This is a genomic window from Pedobacter cryoconitis, from assembly GCF_003259615.1.
Taxonomy (GTDB): domain Bacteria; phylum Bacteroidota; class Bacteroidia; order Sphingobacteriales; family Sphingobacteriaceae; genus Pedobacter; species Pedobacter cryoconitis.
Window position 1 is genome coordinate 216,275 of sequence record NZ_QLLR01000003.1, and the last position, 11,386, is coordinate 227,660.

General features: G+C 40.2%; 11 protein-coding genes. 6 read left to right on the forward strand and 5 right to left on the reverse strand.

Translation table 11 applies throughout. From position 1 onward, the window contains the following. Positions 1 to 151 precede the first annotated feature (151 nt). Together LY11_RS05995 and LY11_RS06000 are read left to right on the forward strand one after the other, a co-directional pair. Positions 152 to 337 carry a hypothetical protein gene (locus LY11_RS05995; protein WP_245952621.1) on the forward strand — a complete coding sequence of 62 codons (186 nt, stop codon included), beginning with the start codon at positions 152 to 154 and terminating at the stop codon, positions 335 to 337. Between the two features lie 44 nt (positions 338 to 381). Then, entirely contained in the window at positions 382 to 942 is a 561-nt protein-coding gene (locus tag LY11_RS06000; RefSeq protein WP_111632820.1) for a DUF2911 domain-containing protein, read from the forward strand. Between the two features lie 79 nt (positions 943 to 1,021). Here LY11_RS06000 and LY11_RS06005 read toward each other — a convergent pair whose 3' ends face one another. The 5 genes from LY11_RS06005 to LY11_RS06025 form a co-directional block, all read right to left on the reverse strand. Beyond that, positions 1,022 to 1,348: a DMT family transporter gene (locus LY11_RS06005; RefSeq protein ID WP_068404797.1), complete on the reverse strand. Its 327-nt coding sequence runs from the start codon at positions 1,346 to 1,348 to the stop codon at positions 1,022 to 1,024. A 70-nt stretch (positions 1,349 to 1,418) separates the two neighbouring features. Beyond that, the gene (locus tag LY11_RS06010) at positions 1,419 to 1,985 is read right to left on the reverse strand and encodes a Crp/Fnr family transcriptional regulator (RefSeq protein WP_111632821.1); all 567 of its coding nucleotides are present in this window, start codon (positions 1,983 to 1,985) and stop codon (positions 1,419 to 1,421) included. Positions 1,986 to 1,994: 9 nt separating this feature from the next. Beyond that, the gene (locus LY11_RS06015; RefSeq protein WP_111632822.1) at positions 1,995 to 2,420 is read right to left on the reverse strand and encodes a hotdog fold thioesterase; all 426 of its coding nucleotides are present in this window, start codon (positions 2,418 to 2,420) and stop codon (positions 1,995 to 1,997) included. Next, a complete protein-coding gene (locus LY11_RS06020) occupies positions 2,417 to 2,920 on the reverse strand; it encodes a DinB family protein (protein WP_111632823.1) in 504 nt (167 codons plus the stop codon). Before LY11_RS06020 ends, LY11_RS06015 begins: the two co-directional genes overlap by 4 nt. Continuing rightward, positions 2,868 to 4,115 (reverse strand): sensor histidine kinase, encoded by a 1,248-nt coding sequence (locus tag LY11_RS06025; RefSeq protein WP_111632824.1) that lies wholly within the window; start codon positions 4,113 to 4,115, stop codon positions 2,868 to 2,870. Before LY11_RS06025 ends, LY11_RS06020 begins: the two co-directional genes overlap by 53 nt. Positions 4,116 to 4,204: 89 nt before the next feature. Between LY11_RS06025 and gltX the strand changes: the two genes are divergently transcribed. The 4 genes from gltX to LY11_RS06045 all read left to right on the forward strand — a co-directional run bounded on the left by gltX (position 4,205) and on the right by LY11_RS06045 (position 11,382). Further along, on the forward strand, positions 4,205 to 5,713 hold the full coding sequence (gene gltX / locus LY11_RS06030; protein ID WP_111632825.1) for a glutamate--tRNA ligase: 1,509 nt from the start codon (positions 4,205 to 4,207) through the stop codon (positions 5,711 to 5,713). Positions 5,714 to 5,784: 71 nt separating this feature from the next. Continuing rightward, the gene (ypfJ, locus tag LY11_RS06035; protein WP_111632826.1) at positions 5,785 to 6,627 is read left to right on the forward strand and encodes a KPN_02809 family neutral zinc metallopeptidase; all 843 of its coding nucleotides are present in this window, start codon (positions 5,785 to 5,787) and stop codon (positions 6,625 to 6,627) included. Between the two features lie 20 nt (positions 6,628 to 6,647). Continuing rightward, the gene (locus tag LY11_RS06040) at positions 6,648 to 7,772 is read left to right on the forward strand and encodes a hybrid sensor histidine kinase/response regulator (RefSeq protein ID WP_111632827.1); all 1,125 of its coding nucleotides are present in this window, start codon (positions 6,648 to 6,650) and stop codon (positions 7,770 to 7,772) included. Between the two features lie 16 nt (positions 7,773 to 7,788). Next, entirely contained in the window at positions 7,789 to 11,382 is a 3,594-nt protein-coding gene (locus LY11_RS06045; RefSeq protein WP_111632828.1) for a response regulator, read from the forward strand. Positions 11,383 to 11,386: the final 4 nt, after the last annotated feature.

Sequence of the window (11,386 nt, forward strand, 5' to 3'; positions counted from 1 at the left end):
AATCAATCGATTGATTGAATTATTATAAGAATAGTGATTCTAATCACAATTTACATATTTCTGACAATATAATCCATGCTTCTTTTTGGATAAAGCGCTGAATTCTTTCTTATTTGAAATAAATCAATACCTTTGGATCATCAATATTTTAATGATGATTAAAGAAGAAAATAACAAAAGTTTTGATTGGGTTTATTCAGTTTTAGGCCTGGTATGTGGTATTGCTACTGCAGCAGTAATTTCAGGTAGTTTCCTTTGGTCACTATTTGGTGGCGTATTAGGATTGATTATGGGAGCAGTTTTCCTTGGATCAGTTGTAAAAGGACGTAAATACTAGTTCACACCCGTCTCTCAGACAAGTTTATAAACTAAATTTATAAAATGAAGAAGTTCAATCTGTTGATTGTAATGGCATTATTTGCTTTTACAGTAAATGCGCAAGAAGTTAAGTTCCCGGGGTTGGATACCAGCCCGGCAGATATTGCTTACTTCCCTTTAAATACAACTAAGGTTAAAAAAGGAGAAGATGCTGCTCCGCTGATCAAGGTTATTTATTCAAGACCTTCTGTGAAAGGACGTGAAATCTTTGGTAAACAGGAACCTTTTGGACAAGTATGGAGATTAGGGGCTAATGAAAGCACTGAAATCAGATTTTTCAAACCAGTAGTTATTGGCGGAAAACAAATTCCTGCAGGTGCTTATAGCTTATTCGCTATTCCTGAACAAGATAAATGGGTAGTGATTATCAATAAACAAACTGATCGCTGGGGAGCATATACTTATGATGAAACCAAGGATGTAGTCAGAGTAACTGTACCTGTTAAACCTTTAACTACAGTTGTGGAAGCTTTAGCGATTACTTTTACACCGAATGCTTCAGGCGCAAATCTGATCATCGGGTGGGACAAGACTTCAGTTGAAGTACCGGTGACGATTAAATAATTTTCATTTCTCCGCTATGGAGGATATAAAAAAAGAGGGAACCTGTTATAGGTCCCCTCTTTTGTTATGCAATAATATTTTAATGTGCACTTCCTGCAAAGAACTTTAAACCCAGGATTGAGCCAATTAAAGTGGCAATAAAAAATATTCTCCAGAAGTTCGCTGGTTCGTCAAAATATAGAATACCCACGATAACTGTTCCAACAGCACCAATACCGGTCCATACGGCATAAGCGGTTCCCATTGGTAAAGTTTGGGTTGCTTTATTTAAAAAGAAGAAACTTAAGGTAATACAGGCAAAGAATGCGATACTCCATTTAAGGTTAGAGAAGTTATTGGAAAGCTTTAGACTGGTCGTAAATCCAACCTCAAATAAGCCCGCAATAATCAAAATGATCCAGTTCATAATTTAATAATTTGATACAAAAGTACGGTCCGCAACTAACGTGGCTTTTTACAAATGTTAAAAAATGAAATTATTTGATCTCTGCCCTGATCCTGCTCAAAGTAACCTGTGTAACACCAAGATAAGAGGCAATATGGCCTAAAGGAATCCGCTGAATCAATAGTGGTTCTGTTTGCAGCAGATCAATATACCGCTCTTTAGCAGGTTTAAACAGGCGGCCAATATAAGATTCTTCAGTTTTAATCAAGATGAGTTCTGCAAGTTTTCTGCCCCAGTTGGCCAGTTCTATATGCGTATTATATAGCGCTTCCAGTGCTTCAGTCCTCAATTCATAGAGCGTAGAGTTTTCCAGCAGCTCTATACTTTCATAACCAGGGGTATTGTTAATATAGCTGTGGTAGGAAAGAATAATATCACCCTCCATACCGAACCAGAAGGTAATCCGGTTGTCTTTACCATCCACATATGCACGTGCAACACCTCTTTCTATGAAATATAAAGAGCGTTCTACCTTTCCAGACCTGATAATCTGATGGCCTTTAGGGAATTCCGCTTCTTTTAATTTTTTCAGCAGCAGATTAAGGTGCACTTCCTTTAACGGATAAATGCCTTTTATGGACTTCAGCGTATTTTGCAAAACAGTTAATTATCTTGTTTTAGGAATGATAGCAACGGTCAAACGGCTTATACAATTCATTTTCCCTCTGTCATCATAAATCTTAATGTCCCAGATATGTGTTTTTGCTCCTTTATGGATAACAGTACAAATTCCGGTAACTTTTCCGCTTTTAACCGGGCGTAAGTGATTTGCGTTAATTTCAAGGCCTACAGCCTGGTATAATTCAGGGTCTATACACATAAAAGAGGCAATGCTGCCCAATGTCTCTGCAAGTACTACAGAAGCCCCGCCATGCAATATGCCGGCAGGCTGATGCGTACGTTCATCTACGGGCATGGTTGCAGTTACCGAATTCTCACCAATTGCTGTAAATTGAATGTCTAAAAGTCCTCCTAAATGATTCTTAGGCCTGTCATTAAGCTGCTCAGGGGTAAAGTCGGTAAACCAGATCATAAGTATCTTTCGTTAATGATTTGTGTATGGTGCATTAAATGTCCGGCAATCACATAAAGTAAGGCGCGAACGGAAATTTGTCTTTCAGAAGCTGTTCCGCTGCGCTTCAGATCATGATCATTCAAGGATTTAAACAAGTACAGGTTCGCTTTTCTCAGCAACCTGAATTCTTCTGCAAAACTGCTTAGATCACGGTCTGAGAAATGTGCATTTGCTACGTAATCATCTTCTTCGAAACCAGGTAAAGCAGTTTGCTCCAGGCGGGAAAAACAGGTTAAGCGGTAAACTAAAATCCTTTCTGTATCAATAATATGCCCTGCCATTTCTTTAAGCGTCCATTTACCTGCTGCATAAGCATAATCAGCCCTTGCATTCAGTGTGCTTAAGAAATCAGGAAACTCATCTGCCTGACGCTCTAAAAGTTCAATAATATCACTATTAACTTTTTCAATGTAAGTCAATGCCCATGCCGGGTATTCGTTTGGTTGAGGTCGGTTCATATTTAATACTGCTTTTTAGGATGATGCGAAATGTGGTTCCTTTGCCTAATTCAGAGTCTTTGACGAAGATCTGGCCACTATGATAATTTTCTACAATTCTTTTAGTTAAGGATAATCCCAAACCCCAGCCTCTTTTTCTTGTGGTATAACCGGGTTGAAAAACGGTATCGAATTTGGATCTTGGAATACCCTTTCCAGTATCTGAAATGTCTATAAATACTTCCTCTTTTGCCAGATGTTCAATAATGTTAACAGTAATGTGCCCTTCATTCTCAATGGCATTGGCTGCGTTTTTAAGCAGGTTTTCGGTCACCCAGTCAAACAATGGGATGTTAAGCATAGCGCGTACCTGATCATCGCCGGTAATGGTGAATATCACTTTATCAGAAGTCCTTAACTGGAAGTACTGGATGAAGTTACTGATCACAGAATAAACCACGTGGTCTTCCAATACAGGTTTCGAGCCGATCTTGGAAAAACGGTCCGTAATCACTTCCAGCCTTTTGAGATCATTCTCCATTTCAGCAATCAATGGGTCATCTTCAGCATTAAAACGGGATTTCATAAGCTCTATCCAGGCCATGAGTGAAGAAATAGGAGTTCCCAGCTGGTGGGCTGTTTCTTTCGCCATCCCAACCCATACCTGATCTTGCTCAGAGCGTCTTGCCGAACTGAAAGCCACATAGGCAGTCAGTAAAAACAGGCCGATTACGCCAAGTTGTATAAATGGGAAATAGCGTAACTGCGTTAAAATAAAGGAGTCTTTATGGTAAATATGCCATATTTTGCCATCCAGACCAATAATTGGGGTACCGGGATGCTGTAATTTCATTTGTTTCAGCTCTCTCTCAAAGTAGGCGGGATCGTACGTTTTCTTGTACTGCTTTTCCACGCCATAATTTGTTTTTGCAGAGTCCAGGCCCTGATAGGAATTGATCAATCCATCCCCATCGGTCATAATTACCGGGAGTTTCGTGTTTTTGGTAATCGTTTCAATCAGGTCCGTAAAGCGATCATCGTCATACATGACTAAAGACTGCTCCGTTACTTTGACATAGAGCTGAAACTGAACTTGTTCTTCGCGCTCCATCTTTTTAACGAAAAAGTCACTGTAGAACACCGATGCGGTTCCGATTACAATCGCAAAAATAAGGAGGAAGAACTTCCAGCGGCGTTTTTTTTCGTAAGGATTCATAGAATATGCAGGCAAATTACAAAATAGCATTCAAAAAGACATCAATAGAACGGTAAGCGCTTAAAAAATATATCTTTGTGATTCATAATATGGAAAAGAAAGTTAGAGTAAGATTTGCGCCCAGTCCGACAGGGGGCCTTCATTTAGGCGGTGTACGCACGGCTTTATTTAATTATTTATTCGCCAAAAAACACAAAGGTACATTTGTATTGCGTGTAGAAGATACGGATCAAACCCGCTTTGTAGCCGGAGCAGAGGAATATATTGCCTCGTGTCTGGCCTGGTGTGGCATTCATCCTGATGAAAGTCCGCAGGTTGGAGGTGAATTTGCACCTTACCGTCAGAGTGAACGTAAATCAACTTATAAACAGTATGCTGATCAGTTAATTGCTGATGGGTTTGCTTACTATGCTTTTGATACTCCCGAAGAATTAGATACTAAACGTAAAGAAATTCCTAATTTTCTATATGGTCTGTCTTCCAGAATGAGTATGAGAAATTCATTAACCCTTTCTGAGCAGGAGGTTGATGCGCTGCTGAAAAATAATACACCACACGTTGTCCGCATCAAAATGCCGGCAGACGAACAGGTGTCTTTTGTAGATATGATTCGCGGACTGGTTACTTTTGAAACCAATCTTGTCGATGATAAAGTGCTTTTAAAAGCCGATGGAATGCCTACTTATCATTTAGCTGTTGTGGCAGATGACAGGGCGATGGAAATCAGCCACATCTTTAGAGGTGAGGAATGGTTACCTTCAGCGCCAGTTCACATTTTATTGTGGAAATACCTGGGCTGGGAAGATGAAATGCCAAACTGGGCACATTTACCGCTGATCTTAAAACCAGATGGAAACGGTAAATTAAGTAAACGTGACGGTGACCGTTTAGGTTTCCCTGTTTATGCACAGAACTGGACAGACCCTAAAACCGGGGACATCACGAAAGGTTTCAAAGAACTGGGCTTTATGCCTGAGGCTTTTGTTAACTTACTGGCCATGTTAGGCTGGAATGACGGAACTGATCAGGAACTTTTCACTATGGAAGAGCTGATTGAGAAGTTCTCTGTAGAAAGGATCAGTAAAGCAGGAGCTAAATTTGACTTTGAAAAGGCTAAATGGTATAACCACGAATGGATCAAACAGACTGATGCTGCCGGTTTGCTGCCGCTTGTTAAGCAGGAATTTGCAGCTAAGGACATCACCTTATCTGATGATGAATTTGCTTTGAAAGTGATCGGACTGATCAAAGACAGATGTAATTTATTAACTGATTTTGTAGCACAAAGTGAGTATTTCTTTAATGCCCCTGCTGTATATGATCTGCCAGCGGTACAAAGTAAATGGACAGCAGAAAAAGCGGACTTTTTTAACGCGTATATTCCAATGCTTGAAGATGGAGTACCTGCTTTAACGCTCGAAGATAAGTTCAAAGCTTTGGCGGTAGCGCATAATCTGAAACCGGGAGAATTAATGCTGCCATTCCGGATTATGCTGGTTGGCGGAAAATTTGGTCCTGGTGTTTTTGATATTGCCGTTACTTTAGGCGCTGAAAGCACAAAGAGCCGCATTTTAGCCGCATTAGCAGCTTTTGCATAAGTAGAGTGTTTATTTAAATTCAGCACAACAATTAACCTTGATATTTGTTATAACTGATTAACGCTAAAAATATGAAATGGTTCGGTAAGGATAGTGATAATGTAGAAGACGTAAGAGGCTCCTCGGGAGGAAAAACATTGTTAGGCGGTGGTATTGGCCTGATTGTCGTGCTTGTCGGAATGTTTTTTGGTACTGACCTTACCGGCCTGGTTTCCCAACTGCCTTTGGGTGAAACCCAGCAGGTTGAAGTTAAACAAGGAGCAAATACTGATCCGGAACTGAAATTTGTAAGTGGTGTACTGGCATCCACAGAACAGGTCTGGGATGACGAGTTTAGTAAAATGGGTAAAACTTATGAGCATCCCAAGCTCACGGTATTTTCAGGAAGTGTAGAGTCTGCCTGTGGTCGTGCAGATGCTGCGGTAGGCCCCTTTTATTGTCCAGGAGATCATAAAGTGTATATTGACCTTGGTTTTTATACAGAACTGAAAGACCGCTTTGGTGCAGCAGGAGATTTCGCACAGGCTTATGTTGTCGCACACGAAGTAGGCCATCATGTACAAAACTTATTGGGAATATCACAGAAACTGGATCGCGCACGTGGTTCCTTATCCAAAACAGAATACAATAAACTTTCTGTCAAGCTGGAATTACAGGCCGACTTTTTTGCCGGTTTATGGGCTAACCATGCACAGAAATTCAAGGATTTTCAATTAGATCCCGGAGATTTAGAGGAAGCACTGACTGCTGCAAATGCAATTGGTGATGATAAACTACAACAACAATCCAGCGGACAGGTTGTTCCGGATGCTTTTACGCACGGAACTTCAGCGCAAAGAATGTATTGGTTCAAAAAAGGGTTTGATACCGGGGATATAAATCAGGGGGATACCTTTACCAGTAATCAGCTTTAAATTATTATTTATTCATCATAATGATCCTAATTGTAGACGATACACCTGAGAATCTGATCTCACTAAAAAAAGTTCTCGAAAGACATAATTTTGAAGTCGATACAGCTTCCTCAGGAGAAGAAGCTTTGAAAAAAGTGCTTAAAACGGCTTACGTATTAATCATATTAGATGTCCAGATGCCTGGCATGGATGGTTTTGAAGTGGCAGAAGCCATTGCAGGATACAGTAAGGCCAAAGAAACAGCCATCATCTTTTTATCTGCCGCCAATACCGAACTTAGCTTTATTACTAAAGGTTACTCTTCAGGCGGATTAGATTATATCACCAAACCGGTAGATATTAATATTCTGCTCTTAAAGGTGAAAACCTTTTACAGGATTTATGAGCAAAGCCGCAAACTCATAGAAATTCAGAAAACCCTGCTCGAAGAAATAGAATTCAGAAAAAGAGCGGAAAGAAAAAAGGATGAATTTATCAGTATTGCCAGCCATGAGTTAAAAACGCCTTTAACCAGTGTGAAGGGATATGTGCAATTATTGGAAAGAAGCATTGATAAAGGTGATATTCCAACGGTAAAAAAGCATTTAAGGAAAGCGCAGCTGCAATTGGATAAGCTGAGCGATCTGATTGCTGATTTACTGGATATTTCTAAAATTGAAAGTGGTAAAATGAAGTTTAATAAACAATACTTCAATCTTGATACGCTTCTGGATGGCATTTTGGAAGTAATCCATCAATCTAATCCTGAATTTACCATTATAAAAAACGGACACATTCCTACAGAGATTTTTGCCGATGAAATGCGGATTGAACAGGTTATAGTGAATTTTCTGACCAATGCCATTAAATATGCACCGGGAACTACTGAAGTTCATATTAACGTGTCGGTCGCAGATGACCGGGTAACAGTCGCAGTCAGGGATTTCGGAATAGGAATCGAACCAGAACAGCAGAAGAATGTCTTTGATAAATTTTACCGGGTAGAGGAAACATCTATCCATTTCCAGGGCTTAGGAATTGGACTGTATATTTCTGCCGAAATTATTGAAAGACATGGCGGCACAGTAGGTGTAAATAGTATTTTAGGAGAGGGATCTGAATTTTACTTCAATATCCCTTTAATTTCAACAACAGAGACAGCTTAAAAAATATTTCCTTTTTATGATCAAGAAAACATTAAAAAATAACCTGCGCTTTGGATTAGGGTTATCTTTGTTATTGCTTTTTATCAGTTCATTTGCTTCTTATGTAAGTATCCGAAACCTGATTAAAAACTCAGACCTGGTTTCTCACAGTAACGCTGTAATCCGGCATACAGATGGTGTTTTATCTGTTTTAAAAGATGCTGAAACCGGTCAGCGGGGATTTTTGTTAACAGGGGATGAAGTATTTCTTGAACCCTATAACGGAGCAAAAGCTGAAGCAGTTCTTTTGCTGGATACCTTACAACGTCAAACTACAGATAATTCTGCACAGCAGGTTAATATCAATAAGCTGAGGGAAATTATTGAGGGTCGTTTAGGTATCCTTGAAAAAACTATAGCGATTAAAAAGAAAGGGGGATCTGTAAGCATTGGAGATTTGCTTACCGGTAAGGCGTATATGGATAAAGCCAGGACCGTCATCAAAACAATGCAGGGCGAAGAACAGAACCTGCTGGCTTCGCGGACTGCAAGTCAGGGCAGACTGGCTGATTTCACTCCGATTTTAATCATTCTGGCAGCAGTTCTTGCCATTTTAATCACCATCTTCTTTTACCGCAGGGTGTCAAAAGATTTCGATGCAAGAATCCAATTACAACAAGAACTGGAAGAAACCAATAAAGAAGTCGATCGACGTATTCAGGTCATTCAGGATATAGCTGCTCAGATTTCCAGTGGAAATTATCAGATCAGGCTTGATGCTGCGGCAGAAGATAGCTTGGGCCGATTAACGGTATCTCTGAATTCAATGGCCGAATCTCTACAGTATTCTTTCTCTTTACTGGCTGACAAAGAATGGCTGCAGTCTGGTATTGCAAACCTGAATGATAAAATGGTTGGCGAGAAAAACGTAGAAATGCTGGCCAATGATATTTTAGAAAATATCATTCAGCACACCAATTCTCATGTAGCAGCTTTTTATCTTTTAGAAAATGACCGTGAACTGCATATAGCAGGAAGTTATGCCTTGTTAGCAGATCAGCGGAAGGAAACGCTGAAAGAAGGAGAAGGATTGGTTGGCCAGGTATTGAAATCAGGCAAACAGATTTTGCTGAATGATATTCCTGATGGAGAACTGACTATCAGTTATGCAGCAGGAAATACGAAACCTAAAAATATTGTTGCAGTGCCTGTTATCAGGGATAATGTGATTGTTGGTGTAATGGAATTTGGCTCTTTGAACACTTTTAGTCAATTGCAGCTCGACTTTTTCAATAACATTGCGACCAATATCGGTGTAGCCGTTCATGTGGCTCAGAATCGTAAGAAATTGCAGGAATTCCTGGAAGAGACACAAGCGCAAGCAGAAGAATTACAAGCGCAACATAGTGAACTGGAAGGCCTGAATGCGGAATTAGAAGCGCAGACTCAAAAGATCCAAACCTCAGAAGAAGAACTTCGGGTACAACAGGAAGAGCTTTTACAAAGCAACCAGGAACTCGAAGAAAGAACAACCTTACTGGAAGAGAAAAACCAGATGATCCATGAGCATAATGTGGAGATTCAGCAGAAATCTGAGCAGCTGGAACAAAGCACAAAATATAAGTCGGAATTCCTGGCGAACATGTCTCATGAATTAAGAACGCCATTAAATTCGATTCTGCTGCTCTCTAAATTAATGTCTGATAACGAAGAACTGGACCCGGAATATATCGAATATGCCGAGGTTATTCAAAGTTCAGGACAAGGGTTATTAGGATTGATTGATGAGATCCTTGATCTTTCTAAAATTGAAGCAGGGAAAATGAAGCTGGAACTGGCAGATATTAGTCTGAATGAAGTGTCTTCAGATATGCGTTCTTTATTCAACCCGATAGCGAAAAACAAGCATCTTGAATTTAAGATCGAGCAAGGTAGCGAGTTACCCACGCTTTATACCGATAAAATGCGCCTGGAACAGATTTTAAAGAATTTATTGTCCAATGCAATTAAGTTTACAGCTAAGGGAAGTGTAACCTTAAATATCCATAGTGATCAGGCAAACAATGCCATGATCTTTAAAGTAACGGATACCGGAATTGGTATTCCTGCAGCGAAACAGGGACTGGTTTTTGAAGCTTTTCAGCAGGCAGACGGGTCTACCAGGAGGAAGTTTGGCGGAACAGGGCTTGGACTTTCTATCAGCAGGGAACTGGCTAAGTTATTGGGTGGTGAAATTGAATTGACAAGTGCAGAAAACACAGGCAGTACATTTATCCTTACTTTGCCTATCGATGGTATTGCGGCCGAACTCGAAGAAGAAATTCATGCAACCTATGACTATAGCGACGTTGAGGTTGTTGAAAAACAGGGAATACCGTTGCCTGAACGCTTTACCGTAGACCATATTCCGCAGGAAATTGAAGATGACCGTGCAACCATTGTCAAAGGAGATAAAGTGATCCTGATTATTGAGGATGATACTTCTTTTGCCAAGGCACTGTTAACCTTTACCCGCAAAAGAAATTATAAAGGGGTAGTTGCGGTAAGAGGTGATATTGGAATTGAACTGGCAAATCACTTTAAACCACTGGCAATCCTGCTGGATATACAGCTGCCCGTAAAAGATGGCTGGCAGGTAATGGAAGAGCTGAAAGCGAATCCGGCAACAAGACCTATCCCTGTACATATCATGTCTTCTTTAGAAGTTAAAAAGGAAAGCTTGTTAAAAGGGGCTGTTGACTTTATCAATAAACCAGTTGCCCTGGAACATATGCAGCAAATCTTTCAAAAGCTGGAGTATGCTTTAAGCCGTCACCCTAAAAAGGTGTTGATTGTAGAAGAAAATCAGCAGCATGCCAAAGCCTTGAGTTATTTCTTAAGTAACCATGCCATACAAACCGAGGTCGTAAATAATGTTGCACAGAGTGTTGATGCCCTGCAGCGCAAAGAAGTGGATTGTGTAATTCTGGATATGGGTATTCCGGATAAAAATGCTTACCTGACTTTGGAAACGATTAAAAAGAGCGAAGGATTAGAGAATCTTCCAATCATTATTTTCACAGGTAAAAACCTCTCTCAGGGAGAAGAACGCAGAATTAAGCAATACGCAGATTCTATTGTCGTAAAAACAGCGCATTCTTATCAGCGTATTCTGGATGAAGCGGGTCTTTTTCTGCATTTGGTAGAAGAAAAATCTGTAGAGAGCAAAGCAAAAAAAGCGACTGAAACGCTGGGCGGCCTTTATGAAGTACTGCACAATAAAACCGTGTTGATTGCCGATGATGATGTAAGGAACATTTTTTCCCTGACCAAAGCATTGGAACAACATAAGATGAAAGTCCTGGCCGCTACTGACGGAAAAGAAGCGCTGCAATTGCTTAAAGAGAATCCATCGGTAGATCTTGTGCTGATGGACATGATGATGCCGGAAATGGACGGCTATGAAAGCACGAAAGAAATCAGAAAAATAAGCGCGTTTAAACAATTACCTATTTTGGCTGTTACCGCGAAAGCAATGATGGGAGATCGGGAAAAATGTATCGCTGCCGGTGCATCCGACTATATCTCCAAGCCGGTCGATGTGGATCAGCTGATTTCGTTATTACGCGTATGGCTTTATGATAAAAACTAAAAAA

Bases quoted from the DNA above. Each gene is read 5' to 3' on its own strand.
- gltX (WP_111632825.1), top strand. From the start codon at position 4,205: ATGGAAAAGAAAGTTAGAGTAAGATTTGCGCCCAGTCCGACAGGGGGC.
- LY11_RS06025 (WP_111632824.1), bottom strand. From the start codon at position 4,115: ATGAATCCTTACGAAAAAAAACGCCGCTGGAAGTTCTTCCTCCTTATT.
- LY11_RS06000 (WP_111632820.1), top strand. From the start codon at position 382: ATGAAGAAGTTCAATCTGTTGATTGTAATGGCATTATTTGCTTTTACA.
- LY11_RS05995 (WP_245952621.1), top strand. From the start codon at position 152: ATGATGATTAAAGAAGAAAATAACAAAAGTTTTGATTGGGTTTATTCA.
- LY11_RS06045 (WP_111632828.1), top strand. From the start codon at position 7,789: ATGATCAAGAAAACATTAAAAAATAACCTGCGCTTTGGATTAGGGTTA.
- ypfJ (WP_111632826.1), top strand. From the start codon at position 5,785: ATGAAATGGTTCGGTAAGGATAGTGATAATGTAGAAGACGTAAGAGGC.
- LY11_RS06020 (WP_111632823.1), bottom strand. From the start codon at position 2,920: ATGAACCGACCTCAACCAAACGAATACCCGGCATGGGCATTGACTTAC.
- LY11_RS06005 (WP_068404797.1), bottom strand. From the start codon at position 1,348: ATGAACTGGATCATTTTGATTATTGCGGGCTTATTTGAGGTTGGATTT.
- LY11_RS06015 (WP_111632822.1), bottom strand. From the start codon at position 2,420: ATGATCTGGTTTACCGACTTTACCCCTGAGCAGCTTAATGACAGGCCT.
- LY11_RS06040 (WP_111632827.1), top strand. From the start codon at position 6,648: ATGATCCTAATTGTAGACGATACACCTGAGAATCTGATCTCACTAAAA.